The 20,738-nt window shown below is 58.9% G+C and carries 19 protein-coding genes and 1 tRNA gene; 8 read left to right on the top strand and 12 right to left on the bottom strand.

Annotated features, from left to right (window positions below):
• Window positions 1-99: 99 nt before the first annotated feature.
• Both LJ738_RS12495 and LJ738_RS12490 read right to left on the bottom strand, forming a co-directional pair.
• A complete protein-coding gene (locus LJ738_RS12495; RefSeq protein WP_068188310.1) occupies window positions 100-510 on the bottom strand; it encodes a response regulator in 411 nt (136 codons plus the stop codon).
• A gap of 100 nt (window positions 511-610) precedes the next feature.
• Window positions 611-2,101 (bottom strand): sensor histidine kinase, encoded by a 1,491-nt coding sequence (locus LJ738_RS12490; RefSeq protein WP_227786640.1) that lies wholly within the window; start codon window positions 2,099-2,101, stop codon window positions 611-613.
• An 81-nt stretch (window positions 2,102-2,182) separates the two neighbouring features.
• Between LJ738_RS12490 and LJ738_RS12485 the strand changes: the two genes are divergently transcribed.
• A complete protein-coding gene (locus LJ738_RS12485) occupies window positions 2,183-3,004 on the top strand; it encodes a TrmH family RNA methyltransferase (protein ID WP_227786639.1) in 822 nt (273 codons plus the stop codon).
• An 8-nt stretch (window positions 3,005-3,012) separates the two neighbouring features.
• Here the strand turns inward: LJ738_RS12485 and galB are convergent, their stop codons facing one another.
• From galB to typA, 4 genes are all read right to left on the bottom strand, one after another.
• Window positions 3,013-5,475, bottom strand: a complete 2,463-nt coding sequence (galB, locus tag LJ738_RS12480) for a beta-galactosidase GalB (protein ID WP_227786638.1) — start codon at window positions 5,473-5,475, stop codon at window positions 3,013-3,015.
• 112 nt (window positions 5,476-5,587) lie between these two features.
• Entirely contained in the window at window positions 5,588-6,106 is a 519-nt protein-coding gene (locus LJ738_RS12475; protein ID WP_227786637.1) for a DUF6630 family protein, read from the bottom strand.
• Between the two features lie 18 nt (window positions 6,107-6,124).
• On the bottom strand, window positions 6,125-6,568 hold the full coding sequence (locus tag LJ738_RS12470; RefSeq protein WP_227786636.1) for a hypothetical protein: 444 nt from the start codon (window positions 6,566-6,568) through the stop codon (window positions 6,125-6,127).
• 239 nt (window positions 6,569-6,807) lie between these two features.
• Complete coding sequence (gene typA, locus LJ738_RS12465) at window positions 6,808-8,619, bottom strand: translational GTPase TypA (RefSeq protein ID WP_227786635.1); 1,812 nt, start codon at window positions 8,617-8,619, stop codon at window positions 6,808-6,810.
• A gap of 238 nt (window positions 8,620-8,857) precedes the next feature.
• Between typA and msrB the strand changes: the two genes are divergently transcribed.
• The 3 genes from msrB to LJ738_RS12450 all read left to right on the top strand — a co-directional run bounded on the left by msrB (window position 8,858) and on the right by LJ738_RS12450 (window position 10,795).
• Complete coding sequence (gene msrB / locus LJ738_RS12460) at window positions 8,858-9,409, top strand: peptide-methionine (R)-S-oxide reductase MsrB (RefSeq protein WP_227786634.1); 552 nt, start codon at window positions 8,858-8,860, stop codon at window positions 9,407-9,409.
• A gap of 161 nt (window positions 9,410-9,570) precedes the next feature.
• Window positions 9,571-10,362, top strand: a complete 792-nt coding sequence (locus tag LJ738_RS12455) for a DUF3050 domain-containing protein (RefSeq protein WP_227786633.1) — start codon at window positions 9,571-9,573, stop codon at window positions 10,360-10,362.
• A gap of 76 nt (window positions 10,363-10,438) precedes the next feature.
• Entirely contained in the window at window positions 10,439-10,795 is a 357-nt protein-coding gene (locus LJ738_RS12450; RefSeq protein WP_227786632.1) for a hypothetical protein, read from the top strand.
• An 89-nt stretch (window positions 10,796-10,884) separates the two neighbouring features.
• Here the strand turns inward: LJ738_RS12450 and LJ738_RS12445 are convergent, their stop codons facing one another.
• On the bottom strand, window positions 10,885-11,628 hold the full coding sequence (locus LJ738_RS12445; protein ID WP_227786631.1) for a hypothetical protein: 744 nt from the start codon (window positions 11,626-11,628) through the stop codon (window positions 10,885-10,887).
• A 234-nt stretch (window positions 11,629-11,862) separates the two neighbouring features.
• On the opposite strand from LJ738_RS12445, the gene metG reads away from it, so the two are divergent.
• Window positions 11,863-13,905 carry a methionine--tRNA ligase gene (gene metG / locus LJ738_RS12440; protein ID WP_227786630.1) on the top strand — a complete coding sequence of 681 codons (2,043 nt, stop codon included), beginning with the start codon at window positions 11,863-11,865 and terminating at the stop codon, window positions 13,903-13,905.
• A gap of 75 nt (window positions 13,906-13,980) precedes the next feature.
• On the opposite strand, the gene pth is transcribed toward metG, so the two are convergent.
• The 5 genes from pth to LJ738_RS12415 form a co-directional block, all read right to left on the bottom strand.
• Window positions 13,981-14,547, bottom strand: coding sequence for an aminoacyl-tRNA hydrolase (gene pth, locus LJ738_RS12435; RefSeq protein ID WP_227786629.1), 567 nt, complete (start codon window positions 14,545-14,547; stop codon window positions 13,981-13,983).
• Between the two features lie 134 nt (window positions 14,548-14,681).
• On the bottom strand, window positions 14,682-15,254 hold the full coding sequence (locus tag LJ738_RS12430; protein WP_227786628.1) for a 50S ribosomal protein L25/general stress protein Ctc: 573 nt from the start codon (window positions 15,252-15,254) through the stop codon (window positions 14,682-14,684).
• 125 nt (window positions 15,255-15,379) lie between these two features.
• Window positions 15,380-16,159 carry a GNAT family N-acetyltransferase gene (locus tag LJ738_RS12425; protein WP_227786627.1) on the bottom strand — a complete coding sequence of 260 codons (780 nt, stop codon included), beginning with the start codon at window positions 16,157-16,159 and terminating at the stop codon, window positions 15,380-15,382.
• Between the two features lie 112 nt (window positions 16,160-16,271).
• Window positions 16,272-17,198, bottom strand: a complete 927-nt coding sequence (locus tag LJ738_RS12420) for a ribose-phosphate pyrophosphokinase (protein ID WP_227786626.1) — start codon at window positions 17,196-17,198, stop codon at window positions 16,272-16,274.
• Between the two features lie 146 nt (window positions 17,199-17,344).
• Window positions 17,345-17,417, bottom strand: a tRNA-Gln gene (locus LJ738_RS12415).
• 277 nt (window positions 17,418-17,694) lie between these two features.
• Between LJ738_RS12415 and atpD the strand changes: the two genes are divergently transcribed.
• From atpD to LJ738_RS12400, 3 genes are all read left to right on the top strand, one after another.
• Window positions 17,695-19,200 carry a F0F1 ATP synthase subunit beta gene (atpD, locus tag LJ738_RS12410; RefSeq protein WP_227786625.1) on the top strand — a complete coding sequence of 502 codons (1,506 nt, stop codon included), beginning with the start codon at window positions 17,695-17,697 and terminating at the stop codon, window positions 19,198-19,200.
• 88 nt (window positions 19,201-19,288) lie between these two features.
• Window positions 19,289-19,534 (top strand): ATP synthase F1 subunit epsilon, encoded by a 246-nt coding sequence (gene atpC, locus LJ738_RS12405; RefSeq protein ID WP_068188265.1) that lies wholly within the window; start codon window positions 19,289-19,291, stop codon window positions 19,532-19,534.
• Between the two features lie 69 nt (window positions 19,535-19,603).
• A complete protein-coding gene (locus LJ738_RS12400; protein WP_227786624.1) occupies window positions 19,604-20,725 on the top strand; it encodes a trans-sulfuration enzyme family protein in 1,122 nt (373 codons plus the stop codon).
• The last annotated feature ends 13 nt before the right edge of the window (window positions 20,726-20,738 follow it).

Here is a 20,738-nt window from a genome sequence, read left to right as displayed (position 1 = left end):
TACCGCAAAGCCTTCATTACAAGAATAGCAGCCGTTTAGGCAGGGGGCAAATTCTCAGTGGCAGGCTAGGCTTTTCAATGTCCTTATAAGCGGCGAAAGTTAATTCAGCAGCTTTTCCAGCAAACTCAGGCTGTCGGCCAGGTCGGTGCTGGTTTCAAAGTCCAGGGGCTTGAGGATGTAGCCGCTTACGCCCAGGTTCTCGGCGTTGAGCCGGTCCACGTCCATGCTGGAGGTGGTGGTGATGAACACCGGAATGTGCTGAAACTCGGGGTTGGCCCGCAGCTCGGTGAGGAATTCTATGCCGTTCATGCGGGGCATGTTCAGGTCCAGCAAAATCACTTCGGGCAGGGGGCGCAGGGGCTCGGCGCCGTTGCGGCCCAGCAGCAGGTCCAGAGCTTCCTCACCGTTGAAGGCCGTGTGGAGCTGATGGGGCACGTTGAACTTGGCGAAGGATTTCTCCGCCGTCATCGTATCAAAAATATCGTCTTCGACAAGTAAAACCGAACGCATGCAGTATAGGAAAATAGGAGGCGCTTCCCTGCAACATGCCGAAAAAGCCGCCGGTGGTAATAAGTCCGGAATGCCTTCGATGGGTTCCCACGGGGCAGGTTTACTTTGGCCAGGTAAAAATAAAGCCCGCTCCCTGCCCCGGAACCGATTCGACGCGGATGCTGCCATGGTGCTCGTTAATAATCTTTTGCACAATGCTTAAGCCAATGCCCGTGCTTTCGGCTGTATGGCGGTCGCGCAGCGTTTGAAATAGCAAAAAAATCTTTTGGTGGTACTCCGGTGCAATGCCGGGCCCGTCGTCCTGCACCCGGAATTCGTAGAAGGGTCCGGCCTCGCGGCACGTCACTTCCAGGTGGCCGGCCCCGCGCTGGTGGTACTTCACGGCATTGCTGAGCAGGTTGGTGAACACCTGCTGCAGGCCCAGCCGGTCGGTCACGAAGCTCGGCATGTCGGGGGCTACGCGCAGGGTAAAATCGGGCGGCACCACCAGCTCGGCTACTTCGCCCAGCAGTTGGGCTACATCTACGGTGGCGGTGGCTTGGGTAGTGCGGCCCACCCGGGCATACGCCAGCAGGCCGTTTATCAGGTCTTCCAGGCGCGCCAGGCGGCCCTTCATCTGCTCGAGGTAGGTGCGCAGTTGGGGCGAGAGCTCGGCCGCCAGCTCGTCTTCAATCCATTTCACGATGGTGGTGACGCCGCGCAGGGGTGCCTTCAAGTCGTGTGAGGCCACGTAGGCAAACTGGTCCAGCTCCTGGTTGCGTTTTTCCAGGGCACTGAAGCTGGCGTCCAGCGTCTGGGTCATGCGGTTGAGCGAAGTGGCCAGGCCGCCCAGGTTGTCCTCGGCCGTGTCGGTGATTTTTACCGTGTAGTCGCCCTGCACCACTTGCTCGGCCAGCGCCCGGATTTGGGCGATGCGCCGGCTGATTTCTGCGTTGATATCGGCCAGCTCACCTTGCAGGCGGCGGTTATCGGCCAGCTCCTTCGCGATTTTTATCACCAGCCACACCACAATCAGGATGGCCAGCACCGCCGACACCAGCACCACAATGGGCGTGGCTTTCTCAAATACATCCTGCAAAGCACTGCGTTGGGCCAGCAGCGCCAGCTCGCTGTCTTTGATGCGGGCGTAGAGCACGCGCACCTGGCGCAGGGTTTGGCGGTCGGTGTCCAAGAGAGTTTGCATCGACGCCCGGCTCATCGATTTCTTGATTTCCGTGAGCGGCCGCAGTATCCGGAATTCCTGCTCCACCAGGATGCGCAGCGAATCGAGGCGGGCGCGTTGGGCGGGGTTGTCCACCGTGAGGGCCTGGATGCGCTCCAGGCTGGCGGGCAGCTGGCCGGTGGCAATGCTGTAGGGCCGCAGGTACACGGTGTCGCCGGTGAGCAGGTAGCCGCGGGTGCCGGCCTGGGCATCTTTCAGCACGGCCGTGATGGTTTCGGCTTCCTGCAGCACCTGGTAGGTGTGCTCCACGCGGGCCGTTTGCACGCTCAGGCCCCGGATGCTCCAGAACGAGGCCGCCGCCGTGAGCAGCAGGATGCCGATGGCCAGGGCAAAGCCGATGATGATGTTGCGGTCAATTTTTGATTTCATTGGTTGCGAAGGTAATGGGCCGCCCTACGCTGGCGCCAAGGCCAGGGTTGGGCTGGGTCGCGGGCAGGTATCTTTGCGCTCATGCCGCTTGCCCCCTCCGACCGCCTCAGTAGCCCCCAAAACCCGCGCATCAAACAGCTGCTGCGCCTCCAGCAAAAATCGGCGGAGCGCCGCGCGCTGGGCCTCACCCTGGTAGAAGGCCTGCGCGAGCTCACCATTGCCGTGGAGGCCGGCGTGGCGGTGGCCACCGTGTACACCTGCCCCGAACTGGCCGGGGAAACCGGCCTGGCCGCCCTGCAAAGCCTGTTTGCCGATAGCGCCGCGGCCCCGGAGTGGTTCGAAGTCACGCGCCCGGTGTTCGAAAAAGTAGCCTACCGCGAAGGTTCCGATGGCTTGCTGGCCGTGCTGCGCACCCCCGCCCGCACCCTGGCCGACCTGCGCCTGCCGCCCAACCCCCTAGTCATCGTGCTCGAAGCCGTGGAAAAGCCCGGCAACCTCGGCGCAGTACTCCGCACGGCCGATGCCGCCCCCGTCGACGCCGTGCTCATCGGCGACCCGCGCACCGATTTATTCAACCCCAACGTTATCCGGGCCAGCATCGGGTGCGTGTTTACGGTGCCCACGGTGGCCGCGCCGGTGCCTGATATTCTGGATTTTCTGAAAGAAAAAGGCATCCGCAGCTACGCCGCGGCCCTGGCCCCCGAAGCCCACCCGTACACCGAGTGCGACTTCCGCGGCCCCACGGCCCTGGTGATGGGTACCGAAGCCGACGGACTCACGCCCCAGCTGCGCGCGTCCTGTGACGAAACCATCATCGTGCCCATGCGCGGCCGCATCGACTCGCTCAACGTGAGCGTGGCCACCGCCGTGCTCACCTTCGAGGCCGTGCGGCAGCGCGGGTAGGTACCTGCTTATTTCGGGCTGCTCGTCTTCAGCTCCACGGTGCCGGTTTGCAGGCCGGTGCCCGTGGCCTGCAGCCGCACGGCGCCGGCCGTTTTGCCAGCCTCCACTATGGCCACAAGCTGGCCATGGAAAGCCCGCATCTGGGGCTGCTGGAATGACTCCAGGCTCGTAGGGTCGCCGTTGGCTACGGCGTGGAAGCGGCCCGCGCCCGTCACGGCAAAGTGCAGCTCGTTAGCGGCATCGGGGCAGAGGTTGCCCTGCGCATCCTCCACGCGGGCCGTCACGAAGGCCAGGTCCCGGCCGTCGGCTGTCAGGGCTGGGCGGTCGGCCACCAGGCGGATGTGGTGGGGCTTGCCGGCAGTCTTTACCTGCTCGGTGGCCACGGCGTTGCCCTGGGCATCGTAGGCCACTACCTTGAGCGTGCCGGGGGCATACTTCACGTCTTCCCACATCAGGCGGTAGCGCGTTTCGGGCCGGTCGGAGGCCAGCTTGGTCTGGCGCCCCTGGCTTTTGCCGTTCACGAACAGCTCGGCCGATGGGTAGCTGGTGTAGCAGAACACCGGCGTGGGCTGGCCTTCGCGGCCGGGCCAGGTCCAGTGCGGGAGCAGGTGCAGCGTGGGCTGGGCTGTATTCCAGCGGGCGCGGTAGAGGTAGTAGCGGTCCTTGGGCAGGCCGGCTAGGTCAATGATGCCGAAGTAGGAGCTGTGCGAGGGCCACTTCTCATCGTAGGGCGTCGGCTCGCCCAGGTAGTCGAAACCGGTCCACACGAACTCACCCAGTACTTTGGGCTGGTCGTCCTGAGCCACAAATTCCTCGTCGGGGATTTGTGACCAGTTGCAGGATTCCAGGTCGTAGGACGACGACTGGTTGTCGGGGTACTTCTTCTCCTTGGCCTTCACCACCGGAAACTTGTACACCCCGCGGCTGCTGACCGTGGAGGCGGTTTCGGAACCCAGCAGGAATCCCTGCGGCAGCTGGCCCAGCGCTTCCGGGTACCGGTGCGGCTTGTAGTTGAAACCGGGGATGTCGAGCACCTGCGCGAAGTTGTTTTTGAAGTCGTCGTCGAAGCGGTCCATGCCCGCGGCCACGAGGCGCGTGGGGTCTTCGCGGTGCACAATGTCCTGCAGGCGCTTGGCAATCTGGCTGCCGTTGGGGGTGCTTTGGTCTGGCACCTCGTTGCCAATGCTCCACATGATGACCGAGGGATGGTTGCGGTCACGGTGCACCATGTTCACCAGGTCTTTTTCAGCCCAATCGTCAAAATACTGGCTGTAGCCGTTCTTCACCTTCGGTGCTTTCCACTCATCAAAGGCCTCTACCATCAGCATAAAGCCCATTTCGTCGGCCAGGCTCACCAGCTCGGGCGCCGGCATATTGTGCGAAGTGCGGATGGCATCGGCGCCCATTTCCTTAAGCAAGGCCAGCTGGCGGCGCAGGGCGGCCACGTTCACGGCGGCGCCTAGCGGGCCCAAATCGTGGTGGTTGCACACGCCCCGGAACTTGCGGGCCTTGCCATTCAGTGAAAAACCTTTGCCGGCCTCAAACTTGAACGAGCGAATGCCAAACCGGGTGCGGTACTCGTCTTTCAGCACCTCGCCGGCATACAGCTTCGAGGCCGCCGTGTACAAAATCGGCGTTTCCGGCGACCACAGCTTTGGGTTGGGCACCGTCAGGTTTTGCTCGAATTCCAACGCGTTGGTGGTTACCAGCGCCGTGGTGGTGGTAGCCACCACCTTGCCGGCTGCGTCCCGGATTTCGGTTTGCAGCCGCAGCGGTTGGAATGCCCCGCTGGGAGTTTCAATCTTGGTTTTGAGCTTTACTTGAGCGCTAGTAGCGGTGATTTCGGGCGTAGTCAGGTAAGTGCCCCACACCGGAATGTGCACGTCGTCGGTCACAATCAAGTGCACGTTGCGGTACAGCCCCGCGCCGGGGTACCAGCGCGACGATTCCGGCTGGTTTTGCAGGCGCACGGCCAGCGTGTTGTTGCCGTCGGCCCGCAGGTAGGAGGTAATGTCAAAGGAAAACGAGTTGTAGCCGTACGGCCAGTAGCCCACTTCCTTGCCGTTTACAAACACGTGCGCGTTGCTCATCGCCCCGTCAAAGAGCAGCACGGCCCGCCGGCCGGGCCCAAACTGCGGCACCGCCAGCGGCCGCCGGTACCAGCCCGTACCGATGAAGGGCAGCCCGCCCGTGCGCCCGGCTTTTAGGGTCGCCGCCTGCTCGTTGTTCTGCTCAATTTTAACGGCCTGCAGGTCGTTCTTGCCATCGAAGGGCCCGTAGATAGCCCAATCGTGCGGTACGGTTACCGACTGCCATTTCGCATCCTGAAAAGCTGGAGCGGCGGCCTCGGCCACCTCGCCCTTCATGAATTTCCAGTTGGTATCCAGAAGGTATTCCTGCCGGGTTTGGGCCGTGCCCCGAAGGGTGGCCAGCAGCACCAATGCGGCGGCAAGGGTTTTCAGGGTAGGCATAGAACGGCTCAAGCAGAAGTGGGTTTCGGCTCGAAAGCTACAACTCGCCCCTGCTTTGCCGGATAGTCCAGCTTACATATGCTCCGTAATTGGGCTAAAAATCGCCTTTCTGCTAATACACGGTTAGCTGGAAGCCCAAGTCGGTGGCCAGGCGCCGTGCTGTTTCGGCTTGCGCATCGGCCACTACGCCCAGCGGAAAAGAGTCGCTGTCGAGCGAGAACAGCACCAGTGCCAGTCCCAGTGACTCCAACGCATCCTGCACGGCGTCGAGCTGCTCGGGGCCGGGCTGGCCGCGCTTGGGCAGGGCGGCAGGCTGCAGGGCCCGGGTTGCCTTTTGCCGCGCCAGTATCTCGTTGAGGCCGTCGGCAATTTCTGCGGCGGTTTCGTTCCAGTCGCTTTCCCAGGCTAGGTCTTCGCCGAGCAGTGCGTCGATGAGGGCGATGTCGCGCAGCTCCTGCGCCGGCAGCGTGGCCACAATGCCGCGCTCTTCCAACTCGTCAGCAAACTGCTCCTGATAGGCCGCCGGGTCCTGGATAGCCAAGGCCAGCCGTTCGCTTACGCGTTGGGTAGCACCGGCGTTATTCAGGGTAAAAAGCTGCACAAAGCGGCTCAACGTTTCGGAAGGAATCAAACTCATAAGAAATTAAGATTAGTGGGGCAGTACGCCCTCCTGCTGCACTTGCACCAGGTATGGTACCAGGGCCGCCGGACACACGGCTGCCGGCAGGCGCCGCGTGGCATGGTATTGCCGGATAACCTGATACAGTTGGTCCCGCCCGTTATTAACGGCGCGGATTACGCCGAATGCCGAGACGCCGAGCAGGCTGAATGCCATGGGGGCTACCCACGAGTCGTAGTAATAAGCATTGTAATTAGGGGAGGCGCCATAAGTAGCCGGGTTGGGCTCATATTGCCGCCCGACAGCTGTTATCACCGGCACCGGAATGGCAGCAAAGCGCATGATGTTGCGGCCGGTTTTCCACTTGGCATAATACAGGCGGATAATGGCGCGCGCCGTGTCGTTGAAAGCGTAAGCATCCTCAAAACCAGCGCGGGAAAGCTTGTATTGGTCTTTGCTCGGGTGTTCGGTCATCGTGGCAGCCGAAGACTGAGCCCATACCGGCCGGCCAGCTATCAGTAATAGGAGTAGTATGAATAGGGTAGATTTTTTAGGCATAAAGTGCAGTGTAGCAGAAATGAAAATCAAATTGAGTAGGCTGGGAATAATTAGTAAAAATAACAACCAGCCAACAGTCGTAATCGATTTATACTGAAAACGCCCAGCTTCGGAGTGCGGAGCTGGGCGTTTTCAGTATAAATCAATTACAGAGCTTAGTCAGCCTGCTTGGCGTAGCGCAGACGCTCGTTTTCGTCGAGCAGAATCTTGCGCATCCGAATCGACTTCGGCGTTACTTCCAGGTACTCATCCTTCTGGATGTATTCCATGGCTTCTTCCAGCGAGAACTGGCGCTTGGGAACAATCTTGGCGTTGTCATCGGTACCCGAAGCACGCATGTTCGTGAGCTTCTTGCCTTTCTGGATGTTCACCGTGAGGTCATTGGGGCGGGTGTGCTCGCCGATAACCTGGCCGCCGTACACTTCCTCACCTGGGTCCACGAAGAACGAACCACGGTCCTGCAACTTGTCAATCGTGTAAGCGGTGCCGGCACCGGTTTCCAGCGAAATCAGCGAACCAGCAATACGGCCAGGGATAGCGCCTTTGTGCTCCTCATAATCCACGAAACGGTGGTTCATGATGGCCTCACCGCCGGTGGCAGTCAGCACGTTGTTACGCAGGCCGATGAGGCCGCGCGACGGAATGGTGAACTCCAAATGCTGCAAGTCGCCCTTGGGCTCCATGATGGTCATTTCGCCTTTGCGCATGCTCACCAGCTCGATTACTTTGCCGGCCGATTCCTCGGGCACGTCCACCACCAGCAATTCGATGGGCTCGGTGCGCTTGCCGTTCTCGTCCTCTTTGAACAACACCTGGGGCTGGCCCACCTGCAGCTCGTAGCCTTCGCGACGCATAGTCTCGATGAGAACCGACAAGTGAAGAATGCCACGGCCGAACACAAGGAAGGTATCCTCCTTATCGGTCGCCTCCACGCGCAGGGCGAGGTTCTTCTCCGTCTCCTTGAACAGACGGTCACGCAAGTGACGCGACGTTACAAACTTGCCCTCTTTGCCGAAGAACGGCGAGTTGTTGATGGTGAACAGCATGTTCATCGTCGGCTCATCGATGCTGATGCGCTCGAGTTGCTCCGGATTATCAGCGTCGGCCAGCGTGTCACCAATGTCGAAGCCTTCGATGCCCGACACGGCGCAGATTTCGCCGCTGCTCACTGAATCAACCTTCACGCGGCCGAGGCCTTCGAATACGTGCAGCTCGCGGATTTTTACTTTCTTGATGCTGCCGTCGGCCTTCATCAGGCTCATGTTGGCACCCTCTTTCAGCGTACCGCGGTGTACGCGGCCGATGGCGATACGACCCACGAACGACGAGTAGTCGAGCGAAGTAATCTGCATCTGGGGCGTGCCTTCCAAGGTCGGCGCGGGCGGAATCGACGAGATAACCGCGTCGAGCAACGGAATCAGGTTGTCGGTTTTTACTTTCCAGTCGGTGCTCATCCAGCCCTGCTTCGAGGAACCGTACAAGGTCACGAAATCGAGCTGGTCTTCCGAAGCGCCAAGGTTGAACATGAGGTCGAAAACCTGCTCGTGCACCTCGTCGGGGCGGCAGTTTTCCTTGTCCACTTTGTTAACCACCACGATGGGTTTTAGGCCCAAAGCAATGGCTTTGCCGAGCACGAAGCGGGTCTGCGGCATGGCGCCTTCGAAGGCATCCACGAGCAGCAGAACGCCATCGGCCAGCTTCAACACGCGCTCTACCTCGCCGCCGAAGTCGGCGTGACCAGGGGTATCGATGATGTTGATTTTGGTGCCGTTGTAGCGTACCGATACGTTTTTGGAAACGATGGTAATGCCACGCTCGCGCTCCAGGGGGTTGTCGTCGAGAATCAGGTCGTCGAAGTGCTGGTGCGCGTCGAAAATCTTGGATGCGTGGATAATCTTATCCACCAGGGTGGTCTTGCCGTGGTCAACGTGAGCGATGATGGCAATGTTCCGAATATTGTTGGCCATATGGGTTGTTTTTGCGGGTGCAAAGGTACGGATAAAAAGGCGCAAAGCCTTGTGTCACTCTTATTAACAAACCGCGAACCAAGGCGAGGACCCGCACCGGCCGGCGCGCAGCCAAGCTTGTCGCCCTAAATCAATTAGCAGGGGCGTAAGGTTCCCGGCGGCTTTTCGTCTACCCCGCCGACCGAACCGTACCCCAGCGTCGTATGTTGGTCACCTGTCAATAATCTCACCCCCAACCATGCGTTTCTCCCTCTTGTTATTGTTTGTTTCGGCGCTCACCCTCAACACGGCTTGTTCGCAGAAGCGCGACGTAGCCGTCAATACCGCTCCTCCGGTGCGCACGGTAGGCGGCAAAACTTACTTTCAGCCCAAGCCAGTTACCGGCAAGCCCGACGAGTTTCCGGTGCGTAAAACGGAGGCCGAATGGAAAAAAGTCCTCACGCCCGACCAGTACTTCATTCTGCGCGAAAAAGGAACCGAACGGCCCTTTACCGGCAAATACCACGACAACCACGAGGCCGGCAACTACTACTGCGCCGCCGACCACAACCTGTTGTTTACCTCTGATACCAAGTTTGAATCGGGCACCGGCTGGCCCAGTTTCTTCGCGCCCGCCACCGCCAACAGCGTAAAAGTGGCTTCCGATAATACCTTCGGTATGAGCCGCGATGAGATTGTTTGCGCCAAGTGCGGTGGCCACCTAGGACACGTGTTCAATGATGGCCCCAAGCCCACCGGCCAGCGCTACTGCATGGACGGCAATGCCCTCGTGTTTGAGAAGAAAAAGTAGAAGGGCTGGTGTTATTCTAGGAAAATTCACAAATAATAGCCCCCTGGCAATCCAAGCCAGGGGGCTATTCGTTTATACCTGCTACCATTTTATTTGTTTTTTGAAGCTAATGGAATAACCGGTTACTTATTGAAAATATTACATCCTATTTGACAGAAGTTATGGAAACAGTTCCTGGCCCAATTGAATACCTGCAGCAAGAAGTGGCTCATACCCGTCGCGTCTTGCTCAACAACGACTTGTACTCCCGCCTCCATACCCTGGCGGATTTGCGGCGCTTCATGGAACATCATGTCTTTGCCGTTTGGGATTTTATGTCGCTGTTGAAAGCCTTGCAGCGGAATTTGACCTGCGTGCAGGTGCCTTGGGTGCCCACCGCCAATGCGGCCACGCGGCGCCTCATCAATGAGATTGTGCTGGAAGAGGAGACCGACGTTGACCAATTGGGCCAGCCAACCAGCCATTTTGAGTTATACCTGAGGGCCATGGAGGAATGCGGCGCCGATACCTTGCCCATTCGGCGGCTAGTGGCCGCCGTAGCCGCTGGACGCACCATCTCGCAGGCCCTGGATGCTGCACAGGCCCCCGATTCGGTGCGCAGATTTGTCGAGACTACTTTTAGCATCATCGATGCGGGCCAGCCGCATGCCGTGGCAGCTGCCTTTACTTTCGGCCGGGAAGATTTAATTCCGGCCATGTTCCGGCAGTTGGTGGGCGATTTGCGCGACCGATTTCCGGGCCAGCTCGACACCTTCGTTTATTACCTCGACCGGCACATTCAGCTCGATGAAGAGGTGCACGCCCCGCTAGCGCAGCAAATGGTGCGGGAACTGTGCGCCGACGACCCCGAACGCTGGCTGACGTGCAAGCAGGTCACCATTCAGTGCCTGGAAGCGCGCATGGTGTTGTGGGATGGCATCAAGTCCGGCAAAATGCGTCCGGCCTTGGCCTAGCGCCGCCAACCCCGCCGCCCCAACCAGCGTTTGAAGCAGGCGGCCCGCTGTGGGCTGGGTCCTTCATCGTTTGGCAATGATAAACTTTCGCGTTTTCACCGGTCGCTCCCTGTTCGCCATCGGTGCGGTGCTGGTAGCGGCTTGCACTGCCACCGAGCAAAAGGGCGAAACCGCGGCGCCCTCGGCGGCCCCCAGCGAAGTGCGCACCGACGCCGACCGCCGCGCTATTTACAACAACGGCGTGGGTACCAATTCTGCCGTGCCCGATGCTACCCCCAACCGCGTGCGCCTCGGCGAGCAAGCCGCCGACATCAACCGCCAGAAGCGCATCGAAAACGTCAATTCCAACGACCCCAACAACACGCCACCGGAAACGCGCATCAACCGCCTGCGCTACGACCCACCCGTTGATACCCTGCGCCGGAGGCCGTAATTCAGCTCCACTAATACCTGAAAAGCCCGCCTCCAGATATTGGAAGCGGGCTTTTTTAGGGTGGGAGCGTCTCGCTGCGCTGTAGTAGGCTATGCGCTGATTTCGCCAGTACTGGGACTATCGGCGCTGTTCATTACGTCGTTGGCTTCCGGGGCCTCGGGTGCCGGAGCGGCTTGTACGCGGGGCTTGGGGCCGCGGCGGGCACCCGTGGCAGTTGAGCCGGGCTTGGGCCCACGCTTGGCGGGCGCGGCGGCGCTAGCTGCGGCGGGCTTGCGGCCACGCTGGGCGCCAGTGGTAGCGGCGGCCGTGGTGCCGGGCTTGCGGCCTCGGGTTTTGGGTGCTTCGGCTTCCCCGGCTTCGTCGGTTGCGCGGGTTTTGCGGGGCGTGCCGTCTTTGTTCAGCGTTTGGCCTTTTTTGCTGCCGCGCGTGGTGGCGCCGGCTTCGCTACCAGTGCTGGCCAGGCCGGTTTCAGCGCTGCTGCCACCCGATACCGAATCGTAATGCCGCACGATGGTTTGCAGGGCTTGCTCAAACATGCGCTCCGTGTCGCCGTCGAGGCGGCGCGTGGCTTCTTTCACTACTTCCTTCAGCTTGGCCTTCGTTTCTTTGCGGATGCGAGTCACCACTTCGTTCATGCGGTTGTTCAGCTCCTTTTGCAGTTGCTTAGCGGCCGTCTTGAGCGTCTTCTTTTGGCTGGCCTTGTTATCGGCGCGGTCTTCGTTGAGGACCGATGCTGCACGGCCCGCTTTTTTGGCTGACTTGCGCGAGGCCTTTTCTTCCGGCGTGCGTTTGGCACGTTTTTCCGTCTGTTTCGGAGAAGCAGGTTTTTTCATTTGAAAGAATGGTTGATGGAGGTGGAAAAAGGAAGAGCAATACTGCCTTTTGCGCGGCGACATTAATTAGTCGCGCTCAAATATAAAATGAATTAAGTATCAAACGGTTTGCTTACTTTTTTTGTTGATTTAATTCTGTGCTTTTTTCTGTCGTTTCTTTGCCCCACCCCATAACATCCGCTCATTTACATCAATAAAACTGAGCTTATTTGCGGGTTTTTCTTTTTGCTAAATATGTCGCATCTTCCTAAACGTTATACTGTTACTGCTGCTTTGCCCTATGCCAATGGCCCAGTGCATATTGGTCATTTAGCAGGGGTTTATTTGCCCGCCGATATCTATGTTCGTTACCTGCGCTCGGTGGGTCGTGACGTGAAATTTATTTGCGGCTCCGATGAACACGGCGTTCCAATTACCATTCGCGCCCAAAAAGAAGGCGTCACGCCCCAGCAGGTAGTTGATAAATACCACGCCCTGATTCGCGATTCATTTCGCGACTTTAACGTGTCGTTCGATGTGTATTCGCGCACGTCGTCGCCTACTCACGCCGAAGTTTCCAGCAGCTTTTTCACCAAGCTCAACAACGCTGGTCAATTTATTGAGCAAACCACGCAGCAGTATTTCGACGAGCAGGCCCAGCAATTTCTGGCCGACCGCTACATCGTGGGTACCTGCCCCAATTGTGGCAATGAGAATGCCTACGGCGACCAGTGCGAGCGCTGCGGCACCTCGCTCAGCCCAACGGAATTAATTAATCCGCGCAGCATGCTCAGCGGTGCGCAACCAATATTGCGTGATACCAAGCACTGGTTTTTGCCCCTCGACCAGTACGAGCCTTGGCTGCGCGAATGGATAATTGAAGGCCATAAAAACGACTGGAAAGCCAACGTGTACGGCCAGTGCAAATCCTGGATTGACCAGGGCCTGCACCCGCGCGCCGTCACGCGCGACCTGGATTGGGGCGTGCCCGTGCCAGTGCCCGGCGCCGAAGGCAAAGTGCTGTACGTGTGGTTTGATGCGCCCATTGGCTACATCTCGGCCACCAAAGAGGCTTTTCCGGAGGAGTGGGAGTTGTATTGGAAAGATGCCGGCTCCAAGCTGGTGCATTTTATTGGCAAAGACAACATCGTTTTTCACTGCATTATTTTCCCGGCGATGCTCAAGGCGCACGGCGAATTTATTCTGCCGGATAACGTGCCTGCCAATGAATTTCTAAACCTAGAAGGCGACAAAATCAGCACTTCGCGAAATTGGGCTGTTTGGCTGCACGAATACATGGCCGATTTCCCCGGCCAAGCCGATGTGCTGCGTTATGTGCTGTGCGCCAACGCCCCCGAAACCAAGGACAACGACTTTACCTGGAAGGATTTTCAGGCCCGCAACAACAATGAATTAGTTGCCACGCTTGGTAATTTTGTGAACCGCGCCGCCGTGCTCACGCACAAATTCTTTGAAGGCAAAGTGCCGGCAAAAAGCGAATTGCACGACCTCGACCGGGTTACGTTAGCTCAAGCCTCCGAATTTCCCGCGAAAATCGGCGAGCTAATTGAGAATTACCGCTTCCGCGATGCGCTGGCCGAAGTGCTGAACCTGGCGCGCCTTGGCAATAAATACCTGGCTGAAACGCAGCCCTGGCACCTTATTAAAACTGATGTGGCCCGTACTGGGACCGTGCTCCACGTGGCCCTGCAAATAGCCGCTGCGCTGGCTCCGGTAATGGAACCCTTCCTGCCCGAATCGGCCCAGAAGCTGGCGACTATGCTCAATCTGGAGTTGGGGAATTGGGCCAGTGCGGGGCGCCCAAATGCGCTGGCGGCTGGCCACGAATTGCGCGAAGCCACGTTGCTCTTCGCCAAGATTGAAGATGCCACCGTTGAGGCGCAGGTGCAAAAACTGCTCGACACCAAAAAAGAAAATCAGCTCGCGAATACGCCCGTGACGCCCGCCAAAGCCGACGTGTCATTTGACGAATTCAGCCAGATGGATTTGCGGGTGGGCACCATTGTGGCCGCCGAAAAAGTAGCCAAAACCAAAAAGCTGCTAAAACTCACAATTGACCTGGGCCTGGAGCAGCGTACCATCGTGAGCGGCATCGCCGAGCATTTCATCCCCGAAGCGCTAATTGGCCAGCAGGTGCAGGTGCTGTTAAATCTGGCACCACGCGAAATCAAAGGCATCCAAAGCCAGGGAATGGTGCTAATGGCTGAAAATGCCGATGGTAGCCTGGCCTTGATGCAGCCGAGCACGCCCGTGCGCAATGGCAGCGGAGTAGTCTAGTAATTAGTGGTTGTAATAAAAAAGCCCGGCTGCACTGTGCAGCCGGGCTTTTTTATTACAACCACTAATTACGGATTACTTCACATTTACCACGTTCATGGCCCGCTCCAGGCCCATGGCCCCGAAGGCTAAAACGGCATCGGCCGCTTTCTCAATGCGGGTCGGTAGCTCAATTAATTCGTCCGCCGAGAAAGGATTCAACACATAATCGACCTGGCGGCCTTTGGGGAAATTTGCATCCACGCCAAACCGCAGACGCGCGTAAACATCGGTGCCTAGCGTGGCCTGAATATCTTTCAGTCCATTGTGGCCGCCCGCCGAGCCCTGGCCTTTCAGCCGCAGCTTGCCAAATGGCAGCGCCAGGTCATCGGTGACCACCACCATGTTTTCTACCGGGATTTTCAGCGTGGCCAGCCAGTGGGCCGCCGCTTTGCCGCTGAGGTTCATGTAGGTGGTGGGCTTCACCAGGTTATAGGTGTGGCCTTTGTGCTTGAATTCGGTCACAAACGCATGGCGGCTGATTTCAAAGCGCGGCGCGTCAAACTTGGCCGCCAGATAATCGGCAACCATGAAGCCGATATTGTGGCGCGTGTCGGCGTATTCGGGGCCAATGTTGCCCAGGCAAAGAACCAGAAACTTCATAAAATCAACAAGGAATTGCCGGCCGAGGCACGACGCATTTTGAGGTAACTAAAAAGCCGCCCCAAAATTGGAGCGGCTTTTTGTATTTGATTGCCTATTTCTGAAATGCAGAAATAATACGGCAGCAACTGGAATTACTTGCCAGCAGCCAGTTCGCCTTTCAGCGCACGTGGGATGGTGATGGTGGCGATGGGAGCCTCCGAGCTGGTCAGGATGGTGTAGCCAGTTGGCTCCACGGCACCTACCTTAATGGATTTGCCCAGCTCCATCGTGCTGATGTTCACTTCTACGTAGTCGGGGAGGTTATCCATGGTGGCGCGCACGCGCACTTTGCGCAGCTTGCTCACCAGCTTGCCACCGGCCAGTACGCCCGGCGATACGCCTACGTACTTCACGGGGATGTCCATCTTCACCTCTTTGCCTTCTTCCAACTCGAGGAAGTCAACGTGGAGGAGCATTTCGTTCACGGGGTGAAACTGCGCGTCCTGCACAATGGCTTTGTACATGGTGCCTTCCACGTTCAGGTCCACAATGTGTGCCTCAGGCGTGTACAACAACTCGCGGAATAGGATAGCGGGCACAGAGAAGTGCACGGTGTCCTTGCCGCCATACAACACGCACGGTACTTGAGCGTCGAGGCGCAATGCCTTGGCGTCCGTTTTACCGAGATTCGCTCTTTTAAACCCTACAATCTCGAGGCTTTTCATAAAAAACTTTGGTTAGGAATGATTTACCACCCCGGCAACCTTGCCGAAACGGGCCGCAAAGGTAGCCGCTATTTGTCAGAATACCAATGAATGCGGCCAGAAAGACCTTCGAGTTGCCTTCCAAATCACGCGGGTGGCAACTGCCATTTCAACCGCGTGTAGGCTACCTGGAAGCCCGCCCGCTCGGCATTACGCTGCGACTGACTGCCGGGCTGCGCACACATCATGGCCAGCGTACAGCCTCGGTGCGCCGCCCAGTTCAAGCGGGTGGTGAGCAGGGCGCGTTGAGCACCTTGCCCACGAGCTTCGGACACCGTGCTGGCGCCGGCCAATAGCACCACATTCCCCTCAATAAATAGGCTGCCGGCGGCAATGGCCTTCCCATCGGCTTCTACTAGGAATGCATGCATGCCGCGGGCTTGCGCGAGTACCGGCGCAAAGTCCAGCATAAAAGCGCCCAGCTCTTCCGACTCGGCACCCCAGCCGCGGGCCGAGGTTTGTGCCCACAGGGAGACTTCTGCCGGCGTAATAGGGCGGGTGCGTAGTGCCGCCGGGGCCAAGTCGTCCACGCTCGCTTCGATAGGCCGATACATGACGTTGGTAAACTCCAGTGGCCGATATCCGCGCTTCCCCAGTAGATGGAGCGTTTCCGGGGCCGCTAACGGGCTTACTTCGTGCAGAACCGGAGACTTGCGCTCCCGAAAGTACCGTTCGAGCTGGGCGAAAATCTCCGCTGTGGGCACCTCAAACAAGCCCAATCCGAAGGTTTGCGTCAGGGGTGAGCCGGGCCCGTCGAAACAAGCGTACGTGCCCGCTATTATGGCATGTGCTGCGCCCACTTCCGCCGACAACCTTGCCCGGGATTCCACCATGGCCGCATTGCTGCGGGCTTCAGTCAGTTCCAATTGCTGCGAAAGGGCTAAATCTCCGAAAAGCATCGTGCGGCTTTGACTAAAACCAAATGACAGGAAAGTGCCCGTTAGGCAAGTTCAACGGAAGCGTCCCGTCGAGGGCCGTTTACACAAACAGCGAGCTGATGCTCTCGTGCGTCACCACGTTGCGGATGGCGGCGGCGAATAAATCAGCGAGCGAAATCACACGAATCTTGGGGTTTTCCTGGCGCAGCGGAATTGTGTCCGATACGATTACCTCCGTAAGTGCCGACTCGCGGATGCGGTCGTGGGCTGGGCCCGAGAGCAGGGGGTGGGTGATAACCGCGCGCACCGACAGGGCGCCGCGCTCCATGAGCAGGTCTGCGGCTTTGCAGATGGTGCCGGCCGTGTCCACAATGTCGTCTACCAGCACCACGTTCATGCCCGTCACGTCGCCGATGACTTGCATGGACGCAATTTCATTGGCCCGCAGGCGCATTTTGTCGCAGACCACGATTTCAGCGCCGAACTTCTTGGCGAAGGCGCGGGTGCGCACCACGCCGCCCACGTCGGGCGAGGCGAAAATGAGGTTTTCGAGGTTCAGCGACTTGATGTAGGGGGCCGAGACCGTGGCGCCGTCGAGGTGGTCGACGGGAATGTCGAAAAAGCCCTGAATCTGGCCGGCGTGCAGGTCGCAGGTCATCAGGCGGCTGGTGCCCACGCTCTGGATGAAATCGGCCACCACCTTGGCGCCGATGCTCACGCGGGGCTTGTCTTTGCGGTCCTGGCGGGCATAGCCGTAGTAGGGCATCACAATGTTGACGGAGTGAGCCGAGGCCCGCTTGGCGGCGTCTACCATCAGCATCAGCTCCATCAGGTTTTCGGCCGGCGGGTTGGTGCTCTGGATGAGGAAGACCGCGCAGCCGCGCACGCTTTCGTTGAAGCTGGGGCCGAGCTCCATGTCGGCAAAGCGCTGGATGCTGAGGTCGCCGAGCTGGGTGCCATACGCCGCGGCAATTCGCTCTGCCAGGTCGTGCGAGGCATTTCCGGCAAATATTTTGACCTGTTTCATAGGGGAAGGTGCTGAAATAATAAGTTGAAGCGCAGTAAGGCTCGGGCCAACGAGGCGATGGAAGCGGCCGGGTGGGAAAAGCGAAAGGCGCTGACCACTCCGGAAGTTGGAGAAGCCAGCGCCTTGCGTTTACTCGAGCTTTGTCGTTGTCCGACCAGGGCTCGAACCTGGACTTTCTTGAATCAAAATCAAGCGTGTTGCCAGTTACACCATCGGACAATTTCCCAGTGGGCTACGTGCCGTTTGGGAGTGCAAATGTACTACCGGAAAAATTCGAGGCAAGTTTTTGTGGAAAAATTTTCTGAATAAAATTGAGCCGGAAGCCCGGGTAAAACGCCAAAATGCTCATTGCAGGCTGATTTACACGGTGTAAAGTGCCTTGAGAGGCTCAAAAGTGAGGAGGCCGGCCTTATACTGCAAGGGGTTGGAAAAGCCGTGCTTCTGCCGTAATTTTGCGGCCTGAAAACCGCATCATCTTCATTATAAATACATCGCAATGGCGAATACCGGCAAAATCACCCAGGTCATCGGCCCAGTAGTGGACGTGAGCTTCGCGGGTGAAAACACGAAGCTGCCCAACATCCTCGACGCGCTCGAAGTAACCAAAGACAACGGCCAGGTGGTGGTGCTGGAATGCCAGCAGCACTTGGGCGAGGACCGGGTTCGGACCATTGCCATGGACTCGACCGAAGGCCTGACCCGTGGCGCCGAAGTGCGCGACCTCGGCGCTCCGATGTCGATGCCCACCGGCGACGCCATCAAAGGCCGTCTGTTCAACGTTATCGGCCAAGCCATCGACGGCATTCCCCAGCCCAAGTCGGACGGCCCACTGCCGATTCACCGCCTGGCGCCTCCCTTCGAGGACCTGGCTACCTCGTCGGAGATTCTCTACACGGGCATCAAAGTAATTGACCTCCTGGCTCCCTATGTAAAGGGTGGTAAGATTGGTTTGTTCGGTGGTGCTGGTGTGGGCAAGACCGTACTCATCATGGAGCTGGTAAACAACATCGCCAAGGCCTACGCGGGTCTGTCGGTGTTTGCCGGTGTGGGCGAGCGTACCCGTGAGGGCAACGACTTGCTGCGTGAATTCATTGAGTCGGACATCATCAAGTACGGCGATGCCTTCAAGCACTCGATGGAAGAAGGCGGTTGGGACTTGTCGAAAGTGGACGAGGCGGAACTGCTCAAGTCGCAGGCTACCCTCGTGTTCGGCCAGATGAACGAGCCCCCCGGAGCCCGTGCCCGCGTAGCCCTCTCGGGCCTCACGGTAGCCGAGAACTTCCGCGACGGCGACGGCACCGGTGCCGGCCGCGACATCCTGTTCTTTATCGACAACATCTTCCGCTTCACGCAGGCGGGTTCGGAAGTATCGGCTCTGTTGGGCCGGATGCCTTCGGCCGTAGGTTACCAGCCCACGCTGGCCACCGAAATGGGCGCCATGCAGGAGCGCATTACCTCGACCAAGCGCGGTTCCATCACCTCGGTACAGGCCGTGTATGTGCCTGCCGATGACTTGACTGACCCGGCTCCGTCGACGACGTTTGCCCACTTGGATGCTACCACAGTATTGAGCCGCAAAATCTCCGAGCTGGGCATCTACCCCGCCGTGGACCCACTGGACTCGACCTCGCGCATCCTGTCGGCCGACGTAATCGGCAACGAGCACTACAACACCGCCCAGCGCGTGAAAGAGATTCTGCAGCGCTACAAGGAACTGCAGGACATCATCGCCATCCTGGGCATGGACGAACTCTCCGAGGAGGACAAGCAGGTCGTAAACCGCGCCCGTCGCGTGCAGCGCTTCCTGTCGCAGCCCTTCTTCGTGGCGCAGCAGTTCACCGGCCTGCAAGGCGTACTCGTTGACATCAAGGACACCATCCGCGGCTTCAACGAAATCATCGACGGCAAGCACGACCACCTCCCCGAGGCGGCCTTCAACCTGGTGGGTACCATTGAGGATGCCGTGGTGAAAGGCGAGAAGCTGATTGCTGAAGCCAAGTAAGTTGTTAATTATGAGTTATGAGTTGTGGATTATGAGTTGCGATTTTGCCAATTCATAATTCATAACTCATAATTTTTAACTCAAGAATATGCACTTAGAAATCATCACCCCCGACCGCAAGGTATTCGAAGGCGAAGTGACGTCAGCCCAATTTCCGGGTGCCGATGGCTCGTTTGAAGTGCTGAACAACCACGCCCCGCTGATTGCCGCCCTGCGCGCCGGCGAGGTAACGCTGACCAGCGCGACCGGCCGCGAAGCCATTCGCATCGAAGGCGGCGTGGTGGAAGTGCTGCGCAACAATGTGATTGTGCTGGCTGAAGGCGCCATTGCTTAAGCCGGTTGTTAAAATGAATTGAGAAAAGCCTTTCCGTGACCGGGAAGGCTTTTCTGCTTTACTGCCTGTATGAACATCATCCCCAAAATCACCCCGATTTACCAAACTTCCGTCTTCAAGTTTGAGGACCTGGACGCCGTGCAGCAGTACTTCGACGAGCCAGGCAGCCGGTACCTGTACTCGCGCAACGGCAACCCCAACAGCGACGAACTGGCCGAGGCCGTGAACCGCTGGGAGGGTGGGGCGGGCGCCGTGGCCACCGGCTCGGGCATGGCTGCCATTTTTGCAGCGCTGATGACCTACTGCCAGGCCGGCGACCACGTGCTGTGCGCGGCCGATATCTACGGCGGCTCGGCGGCGCTGCTGAACCAGGAGTTGTCGCGACTGGGGGTGAGCGTGAGCTACGTGCCGTTTGAGGAACTGTACGAGCTGCGGCCGTACGTGCAGGCCAGCACTAAGCTGCTGCTCTGCGAAACGATGAGCAACCCGCTGCTGCGCGTGGTAGACCTGCGGGCAATGGCCACCGAGTGCCACCAGCACGGCCTGAAGCTGGTGGTAGACAATACTTTTGCCACGCCGGTACTCACCAAGCCCTTGGCTTTCGGCGCCGATTTGGTACTGCACAGTGTGACCAAATACCTGGCCGGCCATTCCGACGTGACCGCCGGGGCCGTAGTGGCGCGCACCGCCGAAGATGCCGCCCGCCTGCGGCAGATAGGCATGGTGTTCGGCCTCACGCTTAGCCCCATGGAAAGCTGGCTGAGCGTGCGGGGCATGAAAACCATGCGACTGCGGGTGGCCGCGCACAGCCACAACGCCCAGCAAGTAGCCGATTTTCTGGACCTGCACCCGGCGGTGCAGGCCGTGTACTACCCAGGGCTGCCCACGCACCCGCAGCACGCGCTGGCAGCCACGCAGGGCCACGGGCTGTTCAGCGGCATGCTGTCGTTCCGGTTGCCCGACGATGTGGCGGTTGTCAACCGCTTTATGCAGCGGTCCCAGCGGTTTCCGTTTGCGCCTTCGCTGGCGGGCGTCGACTCGTCGTGCTCGCACCCGCTCTACACCTCGCACCGCGCCCTGGCCGATGACCAACTGGCCGAGTTGGGCATCACCGTTGGGCTAATTCGCCTGAGCGTGGGCATTGAGCCGGTAGAAGAGCTGCTGGCCGATTTGGCGCATGCCCTGGCCTAGCGTTAGCCGGTTG

Origin of the sequence: Hymenobacter plasmatis, from assembly GCF_020711255.1 — a bacterium.
Classification (GTDB): Bacteria; Bacteroidota; Bacteroidia; order Cytophagales; family Hymenobacteraceae; genus Hymenobacter.
The sequence above is the reverse complement of the archived record's forward strand: the minus strand, read 5'-3'. Positions and strand labels throughout refer to the sequence as shown.

Bases quoted from the DNA above. Each gene is read 5' to 3' on its own strand.
- LJ738_RS12495 (WP_068188310.1), bottom strand. From the start codon at position 510: ATGCGTTCGGTTTTACTTGTCGAAGACGATATTTTTGATACGATGACG.
- LJ738_RS12490 (WP_227786640.1), bottom strand. From the start codon at position 2,101: ATGAAATCAAAAATTGACCGCAACATCATCATCGGCTTTGCCCTGGCC.
- LJ738_RS12485 (WP_227786639.1), top strand. From the start codon at position 2,183: ATGCCGCTTGCCCCCTCCGACCGCCTCAGTAGCCCCCAAAACCCGCGC.
- galB (WP_227786638.1), bottom strand. From the start codon at position 5,475: ATGCCTACCCTGAAAACCCTTGCCGCCGCATTGGTGCTGCTGGCCACC.
- LJ738_RS12470 (WP_227786636.1), bottom strand. From the start codon at position 6,568: ATGACCGAACACCCGAGCAAAGACCAATACAAGCTTTCCCGCGCTGGT.
- typA (WP_227786635.1), bottom strand. From the start codon at position 8,619: ATGGCCAACAATATTCGGAACATTGCCATCATCGCTCACGTTGACCAC.
- msrB (WP_227786634.1), top strand. From the start codon at position 8,858: ATGCGTTTCTCCCTCTTGTTATTGTTTGTTTCGGCGCTCACCCTCAAC.
- LJ738_RS12455 (WP_227786633.1), top strand. From the start codon at position 9,571: ATGGAAACAGTTCCTGGCCCAATTGAATACCTGCAGCAAGAAGTGGCT.
- LJ738_RS12450 (WP_227786632.1), top strand. From the start codon at position 10,439: ATGATAAACTTTCGCGTTTTCACCGGTCGCTCCCTGTTCGCCATCGGT.
- LJ738_RS12445 (WP_227786631.1), bottom strand. From the start codon at position 11,628: ATGAAAAAACCTGCTTCTCCGAAACAGACGGAAAAACGTGCCAAACGC.
- metG (WP_227786630.1), top strand. From the start codon at position 11,863: ATGTCGCATCTTCCTAAACGTTATACTGTTACTGCTGCTTTGCCCTAT.
- pth (WP_227786629.1), bottom strand. From the start codon at position 14,547: ATGAAGTTTCTGGTTCTTTGCCTGGGCAACATTGGCCCCGAATACGCC.
- LJ738_RS12430 (WP_227786628.1), bottom strand. From the start codon at position 15,254: ATGAAAAGCCTCGAGATTGTAGGGTTTAAAAGAGCGAATCTCGGTAAA.
- LJ738_RS12420 (WP_227786626.1), bottom strand. From the start codon at position 17,198: ATGAAACAGGTCAAAATATTTGCCGGAAATGCCTCGCACGACCTGGCA.
- atpD (WP_227786625.1), top strand. From the start codon at position 17,695: ATGGCGAATACCGGCAAAATCACCCAGGTCATCGGCCCAGTAGTGGAC.
- atpC (WP_068188265.1), top strand. From the start codon at position 19,289: ATGCACTTAGAAATCATCACCCCCGACCGCAAGGTATTCGAAGGCGAA.
- LJ738_RS12400 (WP_227786624.1), top strand. From the start codon at position 19,604: ATGAACATCATCCCCAAAATCACCCCGATTTACCAAACTTCCGTCTTC.